The sequence below is a fragment of the Myroides phaeus genome (genome assembly GCF_009799805.1).
GTDB lineage: Bacteria > Bacteroidota > Bacteroidia > Flavobacteriales > Flavobacteriaceae > Flavobacterium > Flavobacterium phaeum_A.
This window is the reverse complement of the sequence record NZ_CP047050.1, coordinates 2,417,626-2,439,341: the sequence shown is the minus strand read 5'-3', so window position 1 is coordinate 2,439,341 and position 21,716 is coordinate 2,417,626. Positions and strand designations below refer to the sequence as shown.

Annotated in this window: 23 protein-coding genes and 1 riboswitch; of the genes, 6 read left to right on the top strand and 17 right to left on the bottom strand. The window is 33.5% G+C overall.

The features are described 5' to 3' along the window. Window positions 1–18 precede the first annotated feature (18 nt). Entirely contained in the window at window positions 19–1,554 is a 1,536-nt protein-coding gene (locus tag GQS07_RS10870) for an L-lactate permease (RefSeq protein ID WP_158210827.1), read from the bottom strand. A 249-nt stretch (window positions 1,555–1,803) separates the two neighbouring features. Between GQS07_RS10870 and GQS07_RS10865 the strand changes: the two genes are divergently transcribed. Then, a complete protein-coding gene (locus tag GQS07_RS10865) occupies window positions 1,804–2,322 on the top strand; it encodes a DUF6452 family protein (protein WP_158210826.1) in 519 nt (172 codons plus the stop codon). Continuing rightward, entirely contained in the window at window positions 2,294–3,181 is an 888-nt protein-coding gene (locus GQS07_RS10860; RefSeq protein WP_233269270.1) for a DUF6048 family protein, read from the top strand. Before GQS07_RS10865 ends, GQS07_RS10860 begins: the two co-directional genes overlap by 29 nt. 51 nt (window positions 3,182–3,232) lie before the next feature. On the opposite strand, the gene GQS07_RS13710 is transcribed toward GQS07_RS10860, so the two are convergent. The 3 genes from GQS07_RS13710 to GQS07_RS10845 all read right to left on the bottom strand — a co-directional run bounded on the left by GQS07_RS13710 (window position 3,233) and on the right by GQS07_RS10845 (window position 4,972). After that, window positions 3,233–3,805, bottom strand: a complete 573-nt coding sequence (locus GQS07_RS13710) for a hypothetical protein (RefSeq protein ID WP_199269098.1) — start codon at window positions 3,803–3,805, stop codon at window positions 3,233–3,235. A gap of 17 nt (window positions 3,806–3,822) precedes the next feature. Then, on the bottom strand, window positions 3,823–4,368 hold the full coding sequence (locus tag GQS07_RS10850) for a putative glycolipid-binding domain-containing protein (RefSeq protein WP_158210825.1): 546 nt from the start codon (window positions 4,366–4,368) through the stop codon (window positions 3,823–3,825). A gap of 115 nt (window positions 4,369–4,483) precedes the next feature. Beyond that, on the bottom strand, window positions 4,484–4,972 hold the full coding sequence (locus tag GQS07_RS10845) for a 3'-5' exonuclease (protein WP_158210824.1): 489 nt from the start codon (window positions 4,970–4,972) through the stop codon (window positions 4,484–4,486). Between the two features lie 254 nt (window positions 4,973–5,226). Here GQS07_RS10845 and GQS07_RS10840 point away from each other — a divergent pair, with 254 nt between their 5' ends. Further along, on the top strand, window positions 5,227–6,756 hold the full coding sequence (locus GQS07_RS10840) for a M20/M25/M40 family metallo-hydrolase (protein ID WP_158210823.1): 1,530 nt from the start codon (window positions 5,227–5,229) through the stop codon (window positions 6,754–6,756). A gap of 59 nt (window positions 6,757–6,815) precedes the next feature. On the opposite strand, the gene GQS07_RS10835 is transcribed toward GQS07_RS10840, so the two are convergent. From GQS07_RS10835 to GQS07_RS10825, 3 genes are all read right to left on the bottom strand, one after another. Further along, window positions 6,816–7,481: a hypothetical protein gene (locus GQS07_RS10835; protein WP_158210822.1), complete on the bottom strand. Its 666-nt coding sequence runs from the start codon at window positions 7,479–7,481 to the stop codon at window positions 6,816–6,818. A gap of 123 nt (window positions 7,482–7,604) precedes the next feature. Next, window positions 7,605–8,351 (bottom strand): 3-oxoacyl-[acyl-carrier-protein] reductase, encoded by a 747-nt coding sequence (gene fabG / locus GQS07_RS10830; RefSeq protein WP_158210821.1) that lies wholly within the window; start codon window positions 8,349–8,351, stop codon window positions 7,605–7,607. A 69-nt stretch (window positions 8,352–8,420) separates the two neighbouring features. Next, entirely contained in the window at window positions 8,421–9,713 is a 1,293-nt protein-coding gene (locus tag GQS07_RS10825; RefSeq protein WP_158210820.1) for a Na+/H+ antiporter NhaC family protein, read from the bottom strand. A 70-nt stretch (window positions 9,714–9,783) separates the two neighbouring features. Continuing rightward, window positions 9,784–9,890: riboswitch (SAM-I-IV-variant riboswitch) on the bottom strand. A 136-nt stretch (window positions 9,891–10,026) separates the two neighbouring features. Here GQS07_RS10825 and GQS07_RS10820 point away from each other — a divergent pair. Further along, a complete protein-coding gene (locus GQS07_RS10820; protein WP_158210819.1) occupies window positions 10,027–10,521 on the top strand; it encodes a hypothetical protein in 495 nt (164 codons plus the stop codon). Between the two features lie 130 nt (window positions 10,522–10,651). Here GQS07_RS10820 and GQS07_RS10815 read toward each other — a convergent pair whose 3' ends face one another. The 3 genes from GQS07_RS10815 to GQS07_RS10805 form a co-directional block, all read right to left on the bottom strand. Beyond that, on the bottom strand, window positions 10,652–11,227 hold the full coding sequence (locus GQS07_RS10815; protein WP_158210818.1) for a Crp/Fnr family transcriptional regulator: 576 nt from the start codon (window positions 11,225–11,227) through the stop codon (window positions 10,652–10,654). 9 nt (window positions 11,228–11,236) lie between these two features. Beyond that, a complete protein-coding gene (ribB, locus tag GQS07_RS10810) occupies window positions 11,237–11,893 on the bottom strand; it encodes a 3,4-dihydroxy-2-butanone-4-phosphate synthase (RefSeq protein WP_158210817.1) in 657 nt (218 codons plus the stop codon). Window positions 11,894–12,025: 132 nt separating this feature from the next. Further along, window positions 12,026–13,813, bottom strand: a complete 1,788-nt coding sequence (locus tag GQS07_RS10805; RefSeq protein ID WP_158210816.1) for an ABC transporter ATP-binding protein — start codon at window positions 13,811–13,813, stop codon at window positions 12,026–12,028. 161 nt (window positions 13,814–13,974) lie between these two features. On the opposite strand from GQS07_RS10805, the gene GQS07_RS10800 reads away from it, so the two are divergent. Next, on the top strand, window positions 13,975–14,538 hold the full coding sequence (locus GQS07_RS10800; RefSeq protein ID WP_158210815.1) for a porin family protein: 564 nt from the start codon (window positions 13,975–13,977) through the stop codon (window positions 14,536–14,538). Window positions 14,539–14,592: 54 nt separating this feature from the next. On the opposite strand, the gene GQS07_RS10795 is transcribed toward GQS07_RS10800, so the two are convergent. Further along, window positions 14,593–15,465 (bottom strand): bifunctional GNAT family N-acetyltransferase/NUDIX hydrolase, encoded by an 873-nt coding sequence (locus GQS07_RS10795; protein WP_158210814.1) that lies wholly within the window; start codon window positions 15,463–15,465, stop codon window positions 14,593–14,595. A 97-nt stretch (window positions 15,466–15,562) separates the two neighbouring features. Between GQS07_RS10795 and GQS07_RS10790 the strand changes: the two genes are divergently transcribed. After that, the gene (locus tag GQS07_RS10790) at window positions 15,563–16,027 is read left to right on the top strand and encodes a GNAT family N-acetyltransferase (RefSeq protein WP_158210813.1); all 465 of its coding nucleotides are present in this window, start codon (window positions 15,563–15,565) and stop codon (window positions 16,025–16,027) included. Window positions 16,028–16,036: 9 nt separating this feature from the next. On the opposite strand, the gene GQS07_RS10785 is transcribed toward GQS07_RS10790, so the two are convergent. From GQS07_RS10785 to GQS07_RS10760, 6 genes are all read right to left on the bottom strand, one after another. Further along, window positions 16,037–17,629 carry an ABC-F family ATP-binding cassette domain-containing protein gene (locus GQS07_RS10785; RefSeq protein WP_158210812.1) on the bottom strand — a complete coding sequence of 531 codons (1,593 nt, stop codon included), beginning with the start codon at window positions 17,627–17,629 and terminating at the stop codon, window positions 16,037–16,039. Between the two features lie 284 nt (window positions 17,630–17,913). Then, window positions 17,914–18,087 carry a hypothetical protein gene (locus tag GQS07_RS10780; RefSeq protein WP_158210811.1) on the bottom strand — a complete coding sequence of 58 codons (174 nt, stop codon included), beginning with the start codon at window positions 18,085–18,087 and terminating at the stop codon, window positions 17,914–17,916. Window positions 18,088–18,165: 78 nt separating this feature from the next. Then, window positions 18,166–18,669, bottom strand: a complete 504-nt coding sequence (locus GQS07_RS10775) for a hypothetical protein (protein WP_158210810.1) — start codon at window positions 18,667–18,669, stop codon at window positions 18,166–18,168. 249 nt (window positions 18,670–18,918) lie between these two features. After that, the gene (locus GQS07_RS10770; RefSeq protein WP_158210809.1) at window positions 18,919–19,524 is read right to left on the bottom strand and encodes a GDYXXLXY domain-containing protein; all 606 of its coding nucleotides are present in this window, start codon (window positions 19,522–19,524) and stop codon (window positions 18,919–18,921) included. Then, a complete protein-coding gene (locus GQS07_RS10765) occupies window positions 19,511–20,599 on the bottom strand; it encodes a DUF4401 domain-containing protein (RefSeq protein WP_158210808.1) in 1,089 nt (362 codons plus the stop codon). Before GQS07_RS10765 ends, GQS07_RS10770 begins: the two co-directional genes overlap by 14 nt. Next, window positions 20,586–21,569 (bottom strand): DUF2157 domain-containing protein, encoded by a 984-nt coding sequence (locus GQS07_RS10760; protein WP_158210807.1) that lies wholly within the window; start codon window positions 21,567–21,569, stop codon window positions 20,586–20,588. Before GQS07_RS10760 ends, GQS07_RS10765 begins: the two co-directional genes overlap by 14 nt. Window positions 21,570–21,716: the final 147 nt, after the last annotated feature.

Sequence of the window (21,716 nt, the reverse complement as noted above, 5' to 3'; positions counted from 1 at the left end):
TATTTGTTTTTATATATTTTAACTACCAATATAAACAACGATTCCTGCGATAATAATATATACTAACGCGAAAACAATTGCTCTTTTTAAAATAACACCTTCTTGACCTTGTTGATTACAAGCTGTTGTAGCGACTGCAATACTTTGTGGAGAAATAATCTTACCACCCGTTGCACCTGCTGTATTAGCCGCAGCTAACCAACCTTTATCTGCCCCGATTTGATCGGCAACAGTTGCTTGTAACTTACCAAATAAGATGTTTGAAGAGGTATCACTACCTGTTAAGAACGTTCCTAATGCCCCAATTGCTGGTGCAAAGAAAGGATAAAACGCTCCTGTACCCGCTGCTAACGCCAACCCTAATACAGAGATCATTCCTGAGAAATCCATCAATGTAGATAAAGCGATTAAACAGCTAACTGTAATTACAGTCTTTTTCAATTGCAAAGTTGTCTTACCTAATAACTTGAATAATTTAGACAATGAACTACCTTGAATTAATCCACCTACTATTGAACTCACAAAGATTAAAACACCTGTATCTGTCAACCAGTAGATTCCTACTTTTCTCGCCGCCCCTGCTATATCAAAGCTAAAGACAGTTTGGAAAATAGTAACATTTTCTTTCAACCAAGCTGTAATTGGGAAAAGTGGACTTGTCAATAATACTAAGATTAAGATAAGACCATATACACTCCACGCTTGGAATATTTCTTTTCCTGAGAAGTTGATTACCTCTTTTTTCTCAGTACTCTTTTTAGCTGTAATTTTTCCGAATGCAATAATAACAAAAATTGACGCTATACTCCCTAAAATTGCAGGAGTTTCTGCACCAATATATACTGCTGCATAATATTGAACAGCTAAAGTTACTGCTCCAGTTAATCCACCTAATATAATATTTCTTGGAATTGACTTAACTGATTTACTCGTTAATGTTAAGATTACAAATGGGATCAAGAACATTAAAATAGCCAATTGCCAAACTACATTTGCACTAATCGTAGTAATTTGGTCTGCCATATCAACCTCTCTCGCCAATACAATAACAGGAATACCAACTGCACCAAAAGCTGTAGGAACACTATTTGCTACTAAACTTACAACGGCAGAAAACATTGGTTTGAATCCTAAGCTAATTAAGATAGCTGCTGGAATAGCTACAGCAGTTCCAAAACCTGCCATACCTTCTAATAATCCCCCAAATCCCCATGTTAAAAGCAAAACTTGAATCGCTTTGTCTTCAGAAATCGCAGAAAACTGCTGTTTTATTACTTCTATTTTCTCTGTTTGTACTTGAACATTGTAGCTATAAATAGCCATTAAAATGATGATAAGTATCGGAAAAACTGCTTTAATTACTCCGTAAAGAACAGACAATGCTGTGTCGTTTACTGATAATTCAAAACCAAAAATGGCGATTAAAATTGTGACAACCAACGTGATAAAAGCACTTTTCTCTCCTGGCATTTTTAAGAAGCCAAGCAAAACAATCAAGAGTACAACAGGAGTAGCTGCAAGCAGTATCAATCCTGAGGAAATAGATTCTAACATTATTATTTTATTTATTTTTTAGCCCCTTAAAGGTAAGGTCAAAAACACTTTTTTCACGCATAATCAGTAAAACAATCACTCAATACCCCTTAATTTAGAATGATTAAATACTAATAAGCTTGTTTAACTTAATTTTATGTTATAAATTTTGAGGTTTTCTACACCAAACTATACCACTATTTTATTAGAGACTTATGAATTAGTTTTAGTATTTTTGACAACTTATATAAGACAGTGTAAAGATTCTATATGAAAAAATTAATATTAGCAGGTGTACTATTATGCATTGGTAGCATAGCTTTTGTAGCTTGTGAAAAAGATGATATCTGTGCAGAGACAGAACCTACAACTCCAAGCTTCCGCGTAGAGTTCTATAACTATGACGACCAAGACATTCCAAGAAATGAAAGGGTTGAAGCTTTTGTAGCTGGTCGTGAAGATGATGTGATTTTTAGCACAGGAAATAAACTATCATTACCATTGCGTTTAGATCAAGCTGAAACTGCGTGGATACTAAAGTCTACTCAAAGAATTGATAACGAATCTGTAACTTTATACGACACGCTTACTTTTAAGTATAAAATAACTACAAAGTATTTTAATAAAGCGTGTGGATATGTTTCTACATTTTCATTAAGTCAAGATGGAACTTCTCCGCAATTAAATGGTGATGCAGCAAGCACAACAGGAAATTGGATTAAACAATATATAACTGAAACAAACGAAATAGTAGACGAAGATGAAGCGCACTTTAAAATATTTTATTAGTTGTAGTTTATTCCTTTTTGCTTTTTCTGCTGTTGCTCAAGAAACATCAAAGAAAGACTTTGGAGCTCAAAGAGATTCTATTGACAAGGAGATTCACTTCTATCCACAACGATATGGTTTACGTGTAGGAGTTGACTTATTCAGAACTACAAGGTCATTATACGACAAGACTTATTCAGGATTTGAAATAACAGGAGATTACCGTTTAACTAAAAACTGGTATGCTGCTGCAGAGATTGGTCACGATAAGATGGATAGAAATGAAAACAACTTCGGTTTTACAACAAATGGTAACTATCTTAGATTAGGAGCAAACTACAACCTGAATATCAACTGGATGGATAGAGAGGATTTGATGTATGTTGGTTTTAGATATGGTATTGCCTCTTTTTCTCAAACATTAGATTGGTATAAACCCTATACAACAGACCCTTATTTTCCAACGCAACGCGTTGATATAAACAGAAAAGAAAGTGGACTTTCTGCGCATTGGGTAGAGTTTGTTGCTGGTATTAAAACAAGAGTCTTTAATAATGTTTTTATGGGATTCTCTTTAAGATTGAATGGTTTAATAGCACAAAAACAACCAGAAGATTTTGAAAACCTATATATTCCTGGGTTTAACAAAAAACATAGTGGAGCAATCGGAGTTGGTTTTAATTATTCTATTTCTTACTTCATTCCTTTTTACAAATCTAAAAAGAACAGGTTTGTAATGCCTACAGAAGACGATGGTGCTAAATATGATTTGGAAGGAAACTTAATTGACAGAAAAGAAGTTGTTCCGTCTGAACCTTCTAATCCAATGGAGGCTGAAGAATTAAAGCTTATTGAAGAAAATAAAAAGACAATCAAATAATATAGAAAAGGCTCACTTAATAGTGAGCCTTTTCTATATATCATTATAAAACTACTTAAGTCTTATTTCTTTAACATTAGAAGTAATCGGAATTATCTTAACTCCTTTATCAGTTGATAAAAAGATCACATCATTTGTCTTCCCTATAAGCTTCCCTACTTCCTCTTCATTATCTGTAAACCGAAGACTAACTGTTGCTTCTTCTTCAATTAATCGCTTAGTCAACTTACCATAAGTATTAGCAGCTATAAATAAATAAAAGATAAAAATAATTAAAGAAAAACTACCTTTTATCTTTCTATAGCTTTCAAAACGATCTACATTAAACGAATAACGCTTATATGAAACAGGATACCTTCTTTGCCAATAGATATCAAACCGATATAACAAATAGGTCGCTATAATTGTAACTACTGTAAACAATAAGATTTTATAATCTGCAAAGGGCGCTATCAAGAAATCAAATATTCCTGCATAGTCAAAGATATTAATACCAAATTGCTTGTACTTATAAAAGTTAAACAACATCCCTATTCCCACAGCTAATAAATAAGAAATGGTTACAAGACTCTGTATTTCTTTAACTGCCTTGCTAAATAGCTCTTTAAGAAGATCCGACTTCATACATCAATACTACTAAGTTAAATTGCTTTATACATATCAGAATAATCTTTAACAATACCATCTTCATCTACGGTTATTGTAGCTTTAAAGTCATTCCACAGGTTTTCATAATAATAAGTATCCTCTGAAAGACGTTTATAACGCTGCATAACTAAAGCAATTCGTTCTTCTAAAGGATTAATATATAACACACTTAATTCTTTAGACTCTCCTATTACTAATTTCAAACGATTAATAGGCAATGTATTCGTATAGGGTGTTGTTGCTATATCAATAGCCAAACATTCATTAAATTCTGGACGCTCTATATCATCGATAACCCAAAGATTATTAATCTTATGTGCATTTACACTATAATGTTTATGCCCTTGATAACTATTAATTGAGAAAAATCGTGTTTCCCATTGTTCATCAACTACAATTTGATAATCCAAACCATATACCTGATTATTCTTGTTACCCACAACTTCTCCTCTACTGTGAAAGCTTTGTTCTTTCTCAATAATATGACATTTTTCTATCGACAAATGTTCTTCTCCAATCCAGGTAATATGCTTATTCATATTTCTAAATTTAATATTATATACAAGTTAACATTCTTTGTGCAATTAAAAACACATTCCTTAGAGATAATTTATAGCAATAGTACTTGAGATCCTATCTCTACTAAAAAGTTTATTATAGAAAGATATTTCCCTCTGACAAATATTGATTGAATAATTGTCCACAAGCATTCGCATCACTTAAAGCATCGTGGTGATTTAATTTTATGTCGTATTGCTCAGCCAATACAGCTAAGCCTTTTTTATAAATTCGATACGTACAAAACTTATTATACTCAGGCACAGCTAAATTGTAGTATCCTAATGTTTTTGCTAACACTGGAAAGTCAAATGCAAATCCGTTGTGAGCTACAACATTTTGATCTTTTACAAAAGGTTCTATCTGGTGCCATACCTCATCAAATGTAGGCGAAAATTGCGTGTCCTCAGGAGAAATTCCGTGAATATCTACAAACTTAGACCAGTATAAATTCTGAGGCGGTTGAACTAACACATTAAGTGTATCAACTATTTTATTATCCTCAAAAACTACAAGACCAACTTGGCATATACTTGAGCGATCTGCTTGTGCTGTTTCAAAATCTATAGCTGTAAATCTATTCATCTGCTGTATTAAATGTTTAAGAAGCTAAATTACTATTTTTATTAACTGTATGCTTTGTTTAAATAGTCTTTTTATCAAATCAAACTCATAACCTCAACTAATCTCTAAAAAAAGCTTAGGTTAATTAGGAATGAGATTTTCTTTGTAATTATTCCTATTTTTAAACCTATACAGACATATAATCTCCCTTTTTTTTATCTTCTGCTTCTAAAAAGGCTTAGTTATTGTAATACAATACGAAAAGACACAGAATTATGAAGAAGATAATTACATTTGGAATACTTGTATTACTTGTTATCGCTACAATTATGATAGTCAAAACATTTACATTTAATTTCCAAATTAAAGAAAACGCAAATAACGAAACAATGAAATACCCTACCAATAAAATCGCCCTTCTAAGATTGTCACAAGCTATACAGATACCAACAGTAAGCGCTGTACATTATGAAGAAACAAACTTCAAACCTTTTGACGATTTTAAAACTTTTTTACAAGAAGCATATCCACAGGTTTATCAATCGATGGATGTAACTACGGTAAATACATACGGATTAGTATTTCATTGGAAAGGGAAAGATAGTGCTAAAAAGCCCCTTTTGTTTTTATCACATTATGATGTAGTTCCGATAAACAACTATGATTTTGATGCCAATCCAGTTCCCAATGAAGCGATTGTGGATTTGAATACACCATCAACCCCATTATCTAATTACCAAGAAGGTTGGGAAGGATATCCCTTTAGTGGAGATATAAAAAATGGGCGTATCTATGGTAGAGGAACACTTGATATGAAGTCTATGCTTATTTCGATTATGGAAGCTGCTGATACATTATTAGCAGAAGGATATGTTCCTAATCAAGATATATACTTTGCATTTGGACAAGATGAAGAAGTAAGTGGTAGACAAGGTGCTGTGAAAATAGCAGAGTATTTCAACAATAAAGGAATACGCTTTGATGCAGTATATGACGAAGGAGGTTTTGTAACGAGTCCAACTTCTGTATTACCACAAGTGGACAAAGCTATTGCATTAATTGGCGTTGCAGAAAAGGGATTCTTAACATTAGAAATAAAAGTAAATGGTATAGGGGGTCATTCATCTATGCCTCCTGCAAAAGGATCTTTGGTATTAGCAGCAGAAATTATTGAGAAACTGAATACAGAACAGATGCCAGCAACATTGATTCCGCCTATTGAAAACTTTTTACACAATATTGGAGGGTCTATGGATTTTAAATCGAGAATGGCCATTTCAAACAAGCGGTTACTGGGAAATACGTTACTTAAATCACTCTCTAAAAACCCAGGTTCAAATGCGCTGATTAGAACGACAACAGCAATAACTATGGCTCATTCAAGTGATGCACCTAATGTGCTTTCTGCTTCGTCAGAGATCACAGTTAACTTCCGTATTTTACAAGGAAATACAGTTGAAGATGTTTTGAATCACGTAAAGAAAATATGTAAAGGATACGATGTGGAGTTCAATGTAGTTTCTGCACGTGAACCCTCTCAATTATCTTCACATACAAGCGAACAATTCAAAAAGTTAGAGAAAACAATTGCCGTGAATTATCCTAACGCCATTATTACACCGTATCTTACCATTGGTGGTACGGATGCTTATAAATATGAATTAGTTTCTGACAACGTATTTCGTTTTATGCCAATTGAAGTAAATCAATACGAACAAAGACAAATTCACAATGATAATGAGTCTATTACAATAGACAATTATATGCGAATGATTAACCACTTTAAATTGTTAATGGAACAATAGTAATTAGATAACAGAAAGGGCGAACTATTAGATTAGTTCGCCCTTTCTATTATAATCTGTTAGACAAATACCCTTAGATACACGATAAACAATATTTGTAAAACTACGAGTGCATAAAATCCCCATAAAGCAGGTAAAAATGCCATAGGATTAAAACGCAAAGTTGTTAATTGCTGAAGTAAGCTTCCCTTACCGCCAACCTTAGCTTTAGATAAAATATAGTTAGTAGTACGTCTTTGAAGATTACTTGCTACCACATTCGTAGCATTCATATTAATCAATTCTTGTTTTATGGTTTGCTTATCCAGCGAATCCGTAAACAAGGTAGGTTGCTTAGCTTGTAAATACCCTAAGAGTTGAGCGATATAAGACGATATATACTCACTTCCTTGTCTTTCCCACAACATCGCAATAGCTTTCTGAATTGCGTATTTATTTGCAATAATAAAATAACCTATTAACATCAATATCTGTACAATAAAGATAAGAGCCACTGAATAGTTTATATCTTTAAAGAACGCTCCAACATTAGCAAAGAAGCCATTAGCTTCTAATCCCTCCCTTATAATATAAATCTTAGTCATCGAATAAATTATAATCCACAGTGACAAGAATATACCAACAAGCATTATTCCCAACCAGCGCAACAAACAAACGAAGACGATCTTAAATGACTTTATTCCCTCATTACCCAAACTCTTTCCCTTCTCTATAAACTCTTTCATTTTACTTACGTATTACAATAGAATAAAAATACAATTAATTTTTTATACCTTCTTTATATAAACACAAAAGGCTATACCCGTAGATATAGCCTTTATATATAAGTTTTGATATACTAAGATATCTTATGTCAACATTCCTCCATCAACATTAATAACTTGTCCACTGATATAAGCAGACATATCAGATGCTAAAAATACACAAGCATTAGCAACATCCTCAGGAGTACCTCCACGTTTTAAAGGAATAGCATCTCTCCATCCTTTTACAACATCTTCTGGTAATTTACCTGTCATTTCAGTTTCAATAAATCCTGGTGCAATTACGTTACAACGGATATTTCTTGAACCTAACTCTAATGCAATAGATTTAGAGAAACCAATTACACCCGCTTTAGAAGCAGCATAGTTAGCTTGTCCAGCATTACCTTTCACACCTACAACAGAACTCATATTGATAATAGAACCTTTTCTATTTTTCAACATTGTGCGTTGTACTGCTTTAGTCATATTAAATACAGACTTAAGATTTACTTCGATTACAGCATCGAAATCTGCTTCTGACATTCTCATCAACAAATTATCTTTTGTAATACCTGCATTATTAATTAAAATGTCAATATTTCCAAAATCTTTTAAAATCTCTTCAACCAATTGTTCTGCTGCTGAAAACTCAGCTGCATTAGATTGATATCCTTTAGCTTGAACTCCCATAGCAGCTAATTCTTGTTCAAGTTCGATTGCAGCTTGTGCAGATGAACTATAAGTGAACGCAACACTTGCTCCGTGTTGTGCAAATGCCATAGCTACTCCTCTACCGATTCCTCTTGTAGCACCTGTGATAATAGCGATTTTACCTTCTAATAATTTCATTTGTAAATCCAATTTTATATTTTGAACTAAACGCAAATATAAACAATTTGTATTTTGTTGTACTTTATTTTACGCAGTTTGTGCTTGTTTTCTAAAGAAAGTCATATAAACTAACGTTACAAGAAGCAGTAAACCAAAGTAGTAAGCGTGTTTCATCAAATCAAGATAATCTAAGTTACCATTAGAAAAACTCAATAAGATTAAGATTTGTGCTCCATACGGCAATACACCTTGAACAACACACGCAAAAATATCTAAGATAGACGCTACGTGTGGTCTGTCTAACTTATACTCCTTAGCAACATCATTTGCAAGATTACCCGCTACAAGAATAGACACTGTATTATTAGCTAAACATACTGCTACACCAGATACTAATGCTGCAATACCGTACTCAGCACTCTTAGGTGTTTTCATACGACTCTTCATTTTAGTCAACAACCATTGGATTCCCCCTTCTTTCTCTACCATACGAGCCATTCCCCCTGTAAGCATAGAAAGTAAAAAGATTTCTGTCATTGATAAAAACCCTTGGTATATAAGATTAGCAAAGCCAAATAAGTCATAATTCATTTGAACTAACCCTACAATACCCGCTACGACTATACCAATAAACAAGGCAACGAATACTTGTACGCCCGATAAGGCTAATACAATAATTAGAATATACGGAATAACCACCCAGTAATTGTGATTAGGATCTAAGTCTAAACTCACACCTGCGTCATTACTTTTCATAAATAACAAAACACCAATCGTTAAAATTGCTGCTGGTAATGCCAGTTTAAAGTTCGCTCTAAACTTATCTTTCATCTGACAGCCCAAAGTTTGCGTAGCTGTAATAGTCGTATCAGAAATAATAGACAAATTATCTCCAAACATAGCTCCTCCTAACAACGAACCACATAATAGTCCCATTGAACTCCCTGTTTTCTCAGCTAAACCAATAACAATAGGTCCTAAGGCAACAATAGTTCCCACAGACGTACCAATAGACAAAGACAAGAAACTTGCTATAATGAAGATTCCAACACCAAGATAAGCAACAGGTATAAAACTCAACCCTATGTTTACCATCATATCTACTCCTCCGATAGCTTTCGTTACTGTAGCAAACGCACCAGCTAACAAATAGATCAAACACATTGTGATAATCTTACTATCACCACAACCTTCTACTAAAGAAACAACTTTGTCTTGTAAAGGAGTTTTATAAAAAAGGATAAATGCTGTTACAATACCAATACAAATAGCAACAGGCGATGGTAGTTTGTAGAAATCACCTAAGGCAATACCACATCCTAAGAACACAGCAATAAATACTAAAAAGGGAATTAAGGAGTAAAATTTGTTTTCTGACATAACTTAATTTAAAAGTTTAAAATTGTTTTATTCGCCAGAAACGTAGAAATAGCCCTGCTTATAAAGAAGCAGTTACAACATTTTTTCCATTCCTGGCTTATCGATTGCAGCACCTTGCTTGTTGTTGCAGGTTGCTATTTTCCTGAAGGTTATTCAGTCAAATTCTTGATAATAATACCGCAAATATATGAAAAAATGAGAAAAAACAAAACTATCTATCAATTAATCAACAAAATATAGAATTCAAAAATTCTTTTTTTGCGAACTAATTCTATTTATACTACATTTGAAACCGTACAAAAAATAAAATACAATGAAAAAATTATTGCTTTCGGCAGCCCTTATCGCAGGGTTTGCATTCTCTGCTCAGGCACAAAACAGTCCTAAAAATGCTATTGGATTGCGCTTCGGAGGAAACAGTGGATTAGGAACAGAAATTTCTTACCAAAGAGACTTAAGTAAAAACAACCGTCTTGAATTAGATTTAGGTTGGAGATCTCATAATCATTATGATGCTGTAAAGGTAACAGGTATCTATGAATGGGTATGGAATATAGAAGGTGGTTTTAACTGGTACGCTGGTGCTGGTGCTGCTGTGGGAACTTGGAACTATAGCGAAACTCACAAAGGAGAAAGACGCTCTGGCAGTGGAGCATTCGGACTTGTAACTGGTACAGTTGGTATTGAATACAACTTCGATATTCCTTTGCAAATTTCTCTTGACTTACGTCCTGAGGTTTATTTAAACGATAGCTACAGAGACGGTATCCGTGCTGACTTAGGTCTTGCAATTAGATACAGATTCTAATACATCTTACACACGAAAGCGATCTTACAATATAAAAGCCACCTCAACACGGGTGGCTTTTTCTTTTCTATCTTGTCTTAAACACTTATACACTTTGGAATATACTCAATATAATGCATCGCGTAAACACTTATGACATTATAACCTTTGCTTTTATTCTACTTAACGTTTCCTGAGAAATATTCAAATAGGAAGCAACAATCTTATTAGGCAATCGCTGTACAATCAACGGGTTTTGCTTCAGCAATTCGCAATATCGTTCAGACGCATCCATAGTAACCATTGCAAACAGTCTATTTGTATTGTTTACGTAAGCAAACTCAAGGTACTGACGATAAAACTTCTCCCATTGAGGTACTTCTTCTAATAGATTGTAAAAATCATTATGTGTAATTGCAAAAACCTCACTCTCTTCTAATGCCTGTAAATACTCAGACGACGGAGAGGTATTGATAAAGCTAACTAAAGCAGTTGCAAACTGGTTCTCAAAAGCAAAGAAACGAGTTGCATCTTGTCCTGCTTCATTGATATAGAAAATACGTAAACATCCTTTACACACAAAGTACAACTTCTGTGTACTAAGTCCAGACGAAGTCAATTGCGTTCCCTTTGCCAACTTCTCATAGTGAAAACGGGAAAGAATAAGGTCTAAATCCGCTTCTGACACGCTTATACGCTCTTGTATATAGGCAATCAACTGTTTCATATGTAATGCTTATTTGTCAATTACAAAAGTACGGTAATAAACCAAATCGGCTATACTAAGTACAGTCATCTTATGCTCCTTAGCAAAATCAACTACCTCAACTAAACGCGCCATAGTTCCATCGTCATTCATCAATTCGCACAAAACTGCCTGTGGAGGTAATCCTGCCAATTTCATTAAATCAATTGCGCCTTCCGTATGCCCGTTTCTCTCAAGTACACCACCATTCTTAGCACGAAGAGGAAATATATGTCCAGGACGCGCTAAATCAGCTTTAACAGCATCTTTGTTACTCGCAGCGCGAACTGTTGTCAATCTATCAGCAGCAGATAGTCCTGTTGTAACTCCCTTAGCTGCTTCAATTGTAATTGTAAACGGAGTTTGAAAACGACTACTGTTTTCCTCTACCATATAAGGCAAGGCTAACTCATCTGCCTTTTCATTGGTTAGACATAAACAAATAACTCCACTGCAATAGCGTATTAATAGAGCCATATCTTGCTCTGACATCAAATGAGCAGAAAAAATAATATCCCCTTCATTCTCCCTATCTTGATCGTCTAACAACAATATTCCCTTGCCACTTTTTAAAAAGCTCAATGCATTTTCAACCCTTTCTTGACTATCCCAACCAAAGTGGTTAAGTGTATTTTCTAATGTTTTCATCTCTTTTAGTTTATACGCCAAAGGTCTTGTATCACCTAAGTAGAAACATTGATATAGGTCAATAAATTAAAACCACAAAAAAAGACCTACAAATAAATGCAGGTCTTTTGACATCTAACGGTTGGTAAAGACTTATTCGTCTTGGTTTAACGTATGTGATATTTTATCTAAGTTCAAGCTATTTGCCATCGCTGAGAATATATCGTAATACGTTTGTTTATTATCATATAAAACTTCGTGTGTACCACTTTCAACCACTTGCCCTTTTTCCATTACGATAATATTATTGGCATCTATTATCTGAGAAATACTATGTGACACAATGATTACCGTACGGTTTTCCTTAATAGCATCTAAACTCAGTTTTATCTGTTCAGTGGCAATAGCATCCAAACTTGCTGTTGGTTCATCTAAAAAGATAATAGCAGGATTCTTTAAGAACAGTCGTGCAATGGCAATACGCTGTTGTTGTCCTCCTGATAACAAACGTGCGTCAGCTTGATATCCTTTCGGTAAATCCATAATCTGCTCGTGTATATACGCTTGCTTAGCCGCTTGCTCTACTTCCTCAAAAGTAGCTTGCGGATTACCATAGCGGATATTATCTTCAATACTTCCTTGAAAGATGTGGTTCTTTTGAAGCACTAAGCCTATGTGTTTACGGAGTTCTTTAGTATCGTACTCTGCTAAATCAATACCGTCTAAAAATATTTGTCCTTTTGTAGGTGCATAAAACTTATCTAATAGATTAATGACTGTACTCTTCCCCGCTCCACTTAGCCCTACTAAAGCCGTAGTTTCATTTGGTACAATAGTCATCGATACATCTTTCAATGCCGTAGTGCCATTAGGGTAGTCAAAGCGAACGTCTTTAATTTCTATTTTCCCTTTAACTTCTTTGGGAATATACGATCCAGTAGATTCAACCTCATCTTCTGCATCTACAATTTCAAAAAAGCTTTCTGAGTAAATCATCGCATCATTCACATCATCATAAATACGGTGTAACTGACGTATAGGCGCTGTAACATTATTAAACAATAGAACGTGAAACATAATAGCACCAACAGTCATTTCTCCCTTCAACACAAAATAAGCAGTTAATAGAATAATGACTACCAATCCGAATTGCTCTATAAATCCTTTCACGGCATCAAATACAAAACTTGTACGTCTTGTTTGCAATTGGTTCTCTGTCATATCATACTGAATCGCTTCGTGCTTTTTGGCTTCTAATGGTTCACGTACAAAAGACTTGATAACAGTAATTGAATTAATCAACGAGATTATTCCGTTGTTCTTATTCTCTCTATAACTACGCATTTTACGTCTATACCCCTTTAGTTTTGTTGCTTGTCGCTGACTTACATAGAAATATAAAGGTATCATTGCAGTACTTACCAGTCCCACATAAACATTGGCACTATAAATAAATATCAAAGCAACAATAGCATTGGCGAAAAGAGGTAATATATCAATAAAGAAATTCTGTATTAATCGGGTAATACTACTTATACCTTGGTCAATACGAGTTTGTAATTTTCCGCTATCATTGTCGTCAGAAGTATAAAATGCCATTCGATACGTCAAGATGCGATCTACAACCAATTGTGATATGTCTCTTGATACGTAAATACGCAATTTCTCACCAAAGAATTTCTGTCCGAATTGAATAAACGCAAGTATAATCTCCTTGCTAATTAAAATAGCACTACAAATCAGCAGCATCTTATAGCCGTAGTTCAAATCGTGTAAACCATTTATTACATTTGTCAGTTCATCTACCAAACGGCGAAGAACAATAGCATTTACTTGAACCGCAAAAGAACCGACTGCTGTAAGAACTAACGTTCCTATAATTAACCGTTTATAATTAGCCACAAAGGGCTTAATCTTCTTTAATATCTTAAATAAATTCATAATACAAAGATAGCTATGTTACTTATATAAGTATTTGACCTACATCAATAAAACGCAAAATCACGCTGGTACGAAAGAACAGGAACTGTTAAATAAATACTAACAAAATGCGAATTATTAAAATTTAACTACATTTGATAAAAATATAAAACATAAGAACAATGAAAAAAATCACACTATCGTTATTAGCTGCGTTAGCTTTTAGTTTAACAGCTAATGCACAAACACCAGATGTAAAAATAGGTGCTAAAGGAGGTTTAAATATTGCAACTTTAACTGGTGAAGGGTCTTCATCATTAACTGGTTTCAATATTGGTGGAGTTGCTGAAATCTTTGTGAACGAAAAATTCTCTGTTCAACCTGAGATTTTATATTCTACACAAGGAGCTGAATACTCTTTTTTAAACAAAGATATAAAAGCCGAATTACACTATATCAATGTACCTGTTATGGCTAAATATTACGTTTATGAAGGTTTAAACGTACAAGCTGGTCCACAATTCGGATTTAATGTAAAATCTGAATTAGATGGTAAGGATATTAAAGATATGACTAAAGGATTTGACTTTGGCCTTAACCTTGGTTTAGGATATGAATTACCAGTAGGTGTATTTTTTGATGCTCGTTACAACTTTGGTTTAACTGAAGCTTTCAAAAGCCAAGCTGGAGTAAAAACAGACGCTAAGAATAGCGTATTCCAAATTTCTGTTGGTTACAAATTCTAATCAAATTAGTATCTAAAATAAGAAAGGCTATCCTGTATAGGATAGCCTTTTTCCTTATAAAAGTCTTTCTTTCTTCAAGAAATCATAAACCATTAAAACGCCTGGTACTAAAACAAGCTCTTGTTTATAGTCGCTATAACTAAAATACCTCACGGCTCCTATTTCATTTGTTGGATGTATTTCCTGCTCACCTAAGTCATAAAGGAAACATTGCTGACGCATCATAATATTTAACTTTTCTCCATAAGCAGGTGCAGACACCTGTAAAAGAGATGTCATTTTAGAAGGATCCAGCGTAACAGCTAATTCTTCTTCAACTTCTCTAATCAAAGCTTCTTGCTTATTTTCTCCTTGATCAACCTTTCCTCCTGGCAAGTACCACGCTTTCTTATTGTTGCTATAAGCCAATAATAATTGACCATTATTAACTACAACTAATCCTACCGTAGGCAAATCAATCCATTGTTCGTCTGTAACAGTAACGTGAAAAACACTCATCATACGCCCTGGAACATTTGTCAGTACACTCTTAACTGCAGTTCCTCCTACTTTTTGATAGAATCCATCTGTATTGGGATCAGCAAATACCTCAATATATTTATAACCTTCTTCTTTGCTGATACGTTTAATTTCTTTTATAACCTGTGTACCATAGCCTTTATTTAAAAAATCAGGTAAAAACCAAAGGTGTTCTAATGCTATATAATCTCCTTTAGGCACTAAGGCAAAGAAACCTATAAATTCATCCGCTAAGTAACATTTATAAAGATTACCTCTTTTAAAATTCTCCTCTGTAATCGTTAGTAAATCAATCCATTGGCGAATAAGCTCATCGGCATATCCCCAATGTTTTTTTGCAGTTATAGCCGTTTCTGTTAGCAAATCACAATCTGCTATTGTGGCTTTTTTATATAGTAAAGTGGACATATTATTGTTGTTTGAATCTCAAATTTACTACTTTTAAAAACTTTATTTATAACATTTATAAATAACTTAGTATTTTCGTTTATAAATACAATAAATTATGATTATCAGAAAAGCTGTGTCTTCCGATATACCTCAGTTGCAGTTAATATACCAACAACAGTTTGAAACCTTACAAGCGTACCAACCAAACTACTTTAAAGCTGATTTGCCAGCTATTGATTTTTTACAAGAAACAATTGATTCCGATGAATGTGAGTTTATCCTTGCTGAAGATAAGGGAACTTTAATTGGTATGGTTGCATTATTTATTGAAGAAACCCTGCCTTACGAATGCTTTGTTCCTCACCGTTACTTAAACTTTGCCGATATTTATGTAGTTCCAGCTTATAGAAACCAATCCATAGGTCAACAATTAATTGCTGAGGTGAAACAATGGGCTGCCACCAAAAAAGTAGATTACATCGAATTATTGGTCTTAAAACAAAATGTACAGGCGTATGAACTTTACTTACGTGAAGCATTTGAACCTGTACATACTGTTATGCGATATACAATGAAGTAAGACAATATTTTACAAAGCTATTTCTCTAATTAAGCCTATTTCTTTACTAAAAGTAGCATCGTGACTTATAGCAAGTATAGTTCCTTTAAAACTATTTAAAGCAGTAGTTAAACTCTCAATGCTTTGTATATCTAAGTTATTCGTAGGTTCGTCTAAAAGCAAGACATCTATATTTTCATATCCGATATTTAAACAACATAAAGCAAGTTTTAATTTCTCTCCCCCACTCAATGTATAAACTGGGTTGCTCCATAACTCTACGCCAATTCCGTATTGAAACAAAAGGTTATGAATTTCTTCAGAAGGCAGCCTTAAATAATTAAATACAGCTAATTGTTCTGACACAGTCAAATCACTATCCAATAAAGAATAAAATTGATCCAGATAGACAATGTTACACTTGGCATAACTTATCTTACCTATTGGTTTTATCTTATCTAAGAACAATTTGAATAACGTAGTTTTACCCGAACCATTATTCCCCTTTATTAAAATGCGTTCACCACTCTCTATTGTAAAGTTTAAATCATTGCTCCAAAGGTTCTTTTCTTGATTTGGAAAACAATAGTTAACATTCTCTATCTTCCATAGTATTTTACCTTTGTGCAATTGGCTATTTGGAAAGCGAATATCAAATATTTTATCCCTTTCAATGTTCTCGCGGATATTAGCCATATCACGTACTAAGCTATTTCGTCTCTCTTCGTGAACACCTTGTAACTTAGCACTACTATTTTCAGCTTTGTTTTTAAAGGCATTGATAACAATTTTAGGCAAACCTGCTTTCTTTTCCGCCTTCTTATTTTGCGCTTGCTCTTTAATAAGTTGATTATTTCTATTGGCTTGTTCTTTTTTAGCTGCTTTTAGTTCCTTCGTAGTATTATCTAACTTTTGAAGTAAACTATCTACTTGTATTTGTTTTTCTTGTCTGTAGTAATCGTAATTTCCTCCATAGCGCTTAATTCCTAAAGCAGACAATTCATAAGTAATATGTTGTCTATTTAATAATGCACGATCATGGCTAACCAAAACTATTGTTCCTTTATACGTATCAATAAACTTGTAAAACAGTTCTTTTGTGTAACTATCCAAGTGGTTAGTGGGCTCGTCTAACAGTAATATATCAGCCCTGTACAACATTAAACTCGCTAAATACACTTTGGTTTGTTGTCCGCCACTTAACTCTTGCATTGGACGATCAATGGTTATTTCTTCTATGCCCCAAAAGCACATAGCTTCTTTGATACGTTCTTCTATATCCCATTCGTCATTTAAGATTTCATAACAACTTTCATCAACCGTACCTGCTAAAATCTTTTGTAAGGCATTTAGTTTTGAAGCAACTCCTAAGGCATCTTTAACCCTGTCTCCACTTTGGAAACGCATATTTTGTTTAAAAAAGAACAAGTCTCCTTTAACCATTATATTTCCTTCTGTGGTAACTAATTGTTGGGCTATAAGTTTTAATAAGGTACTTTTTCCTGTACCATTACGCCCTATAATATTGACTCTCTCTCCTTGATTGATTGTAAGATTTAATCTGGAAAATAACATCTCCTTATTGGGATGCTGATAAGATAAGTTAGTGATAACTATACTCATAGTCTAATTGATATTGATGTGAATACTTGATATGTGGCCCGTACACCACTCCTCACGGTCAATAAATTTTATATATACACGATACTAAGTATTGGATAGCACAATGCTATCATTTAAAAATGATTTAACCATTCCAATGCTTTCTTCAAGCATATCTCAATTGGTTAAGCAACCAATTCTTACTTAGATGTGTACATTTAGACTATTTTTCGTTTATACTGCTGCAAATATAGAACGAATCTATTAATAATAGAAATATTTTAGATATTAGTAAAACAGAAGAATTATAAACTATCCCCTTTTTGCTTGTCTTTATATAAAAAGTAAGCTCCAAGAATAATAGCCAATAAACTAATGACTACAAATACCTCTTGTGGCATATCTTCTCCAATGCCGTTAAGTGTTACAAATACGGCAATTATACCGATAAAAATAAATAGATAACCAAATACCTTCATTTCTCGTTGTTATAAAATATTCCTTGCAATTTACATTTATTATGCCAAAAAAAGCGAACCATATCGTTCGCTTTACATTTATCTCTGTGCTATTTCAATCCCCTTTAACCAAGCCCTTACCCACTTCATTCCGTCTTCTTTATCCATCTTTGTTAAAGCATAGGACATATCTTCAATTATTTGCCCCATCTTAGTAACATTCTCTCCCATTTCTTGAAATACTTTTACATCTTCTTGTCCATCTGCATCAAGATATCCTCTTTGTTTATTACATACTGCCATATACTCATCAATAGCTGCTTCTACCTCTTTAGAAGTCATTTTCTTAACCTCTTTCTTTCTATCAACAAGATTATCTTTATACATCTCTACTGTCTGCTCATAGATCGTGTTCAACTTAATATCGTCTATTTCTTCTGTTGCAATATCTATCTCCTCTGTACTTAAAATTTCTGGATGTGTTTCTAAATTAGTGCTTTCTATGTTTTCTAAAGATTCCACATCAGTACCATCCCCTTTCTTATTACAACCTACAACGATCATCCCTGACAATAGTAAGCCTAAAATTAATTGGTTTTTCATATCTATTTTTATTTTGGTTTCTAATTAACAATTGCTTTTAGCTTATAATCTAAGATTACAAGTAGCCATTTAATACCCCTCACCGCTATAAATACTCCAACACAAAACCAACTAATGCATTTATAGTCAAATAAATATAATGTAAAAAAACCACACTTTGTAAATAAATATATTTACGTCACCTGATTAGTAAATTACTCTCGCACCATTTAACCATAAAAAAAGCGAACCTCTCAGTTCGCTTTTTTACTATTTTATTAATTGTAAGGACTCGTCATACATCCCTATCAAAATACTATTTCCTTTATCATCTACCCGAAGACCTCCGTATTTCGCCTTTTCATATTTCTCTGCATCTCCTTCTTGAAAAAAGAAACTCTCTGCTCCAATATTATAACTCCAATCTGTGTTGTTGAAAAATTTAATGTAAACTTGTCCTTCTCCAATCTCTCCTATTTGATCTGTCATCTTTACATAATGTCCTACTTGATTAGCATCAATATCTAATAGCACATATCCTCGTACTCCAATCTCTTTCGACTCCTTAATTTTCTTCTCTTGTAACGCTATCGCTTCATCGAGTGCTATACTATTATTACTTATTGAATCATTAGCAAAAAATGCCTCACTTGCAACCTGAACTGCTCGCCAACTTCTACCTTCACGTGTAATAGCGTAATTTAACTCCATATAATCCCCTTGCATCAACGATCGTGGGTCAACAGGTGCAAGTTCTAACAAAACAAGTTTACCTTCTTTAATCGTATTCTCCTTATTCATCACCGCTTTTACAAATAATAAAAGCACAACTACCAAAGTAGCAATGATGATGATTGTTGTTTTAGACTGTTTCATCTTTCTTCCAATTTTTTTGAATTAACCAATACATTGCTAAAAAGAATATACCACTTAACATAAGTGAAATAGACTTTGTTAATAAGGTGATTCTCAAATCATAATAAAACATTCCCATCGACCAAATTAAAGCGAAAACAGACAAAACAAATCCAACCTTATACTGTGTTTTGAATGACCACAAAATAAATAAAACACTGACTGAAAAAGCTGGGTAATCGAATCCTACGAAGTACAAAAAGAATAAAAGTAACGCGTAAATAATTCCTTTTGTAACAACTGACATTATTTGTAATTTCTGCATCATTAAATGCACTGTAAGAACCGTTGACGCTATTAATACAAGAATCAAAACAACTCTTGACGCAACAGAAACGGCATTGAAATAGTGAAAATAACGCATTGTTGACCCCATTACACTCATAAATAAAGTGTAACAAAAAGTTGCTGTAAATACAGGTGTATATAGCTGACTCATCAATGTGTTTTTGCATCTAATCACCTCTTCTTTGTAGAATAAATAAACCGTAAATAGGATTATTAAACTCATATAAATAGGCAACACTACATATAGTCCTTTAAAAACAAGCAGACAATTAATACTAATCAATACCCCAGCTGATGCTAAGAATGTGATAATCTGATTTCTATAAACAAACAATGAAATAACTGATAATATTAATCCCACCAATGCAATTATTACATCTACTTTAGCATAATCTCCAACCGCAATTGCTGTTTCAAACAAGGCAAAACCAGATATAAAAGTTGCCACAGCTAAACCGTCTTTGATAGCACTTGCATTGCTTTTATTAATAAAATATGTAGCTCCAAATAAAATTACACTAACAATAAACAAGGGTAAGCCTTCTGATAAATTACGCTCAAAAAGCATAAATAAAAAGCCCATAAACATTGTCATTCCTAATAGTCCTCCTATAACAGCAATAACCTTGATAAAAACTGTTTTAACGGAGTTTGTATGCTGTAATTCGGCAAGCTTTTCTTTATCTATAACCACACCTTGACTCTCAAGATTATTGATTACTTTATCTAACGAATTATGCTCTTTCATCTTTCCACATTTTTAGTTTGTGTGTAATCATCTTTATCATCCCCATTGTTGTTCCAACTATATAAATAGCATAAACCAACAAGGATTCTATCCCTAAATCAAATAAGCGAATTAGTACAATAAAGCCTATAGAAACAACGGCCAATAACGAATAACTATATAACAGGATGTCTTTTCGCTTTTCACTTTGTAAGTATCCTAAGATTATTCCGGCTATCGTAATAACCAACAAAGGAAGCATCCCTGTCAATTCACTTTTTGAATATTTTACACTCTTGGTGAATACGATAAACCCTATACCCACAACACCTATAACATAACTTGCAAAAGTCATTATTGCTTTGTAGTAAATAGCTTCTTTAAATTCTTGGTATTTACCAATGATATAAGGTAATCCTAATAGCGATAGATTTAATACTAATAAAGATAATAGCACGTAAAAGGCATTACTTCCCTTTACAGCTTGTATAAAATATAAGGATAAGGTGGTATTTGCTAATACAGCATATAGTAACCATTGAGGTGTAAACTTAGAAACGAATGTCCAAGCTGTAATGGCTAAAACCCACATTAAAAACAAGTCATAAGCATTTGCTCCTGTCTGATATACTTGTCCAAAAACAGCGAAAAGTACCCCCACTAAAACTGATCCTCCCAAAAGAGCAACTTTTCCGATTAAGGAATCTATCCCTTTTACAACTGATAAGCCAATAGCCGCTATAAGCAACAAGATAATAACAGCAAACTTTGCAAAACTCGACATCTCTGTCCAATTGTACGCAAAAAAGAATACCACACCACTTAATGCTAAACCTGCTCCTAAAGCAAGCATAAAGTAAGAAATAAACATTCTCCACTCACTAACCTTGGCATAACTATGTTCCTCTAAGAGCTCATTCAACTTAGTATCACTAATTGAACTACACTCTTTCAAGAGATATAACTCGTCTTTATTTATTTTCTTTTCCATAGTAATTCGATTATAATTGTAAGCTACTTTTCCCAAACAACCTACTAATCAATTGATAACATAAATCATACACTTTAAAAGCGCGATGACTCCCTACTTTTTGAGCAAAAAAAAGAGGCATTTGAAAAAACGCCTCTTTATAGTTTA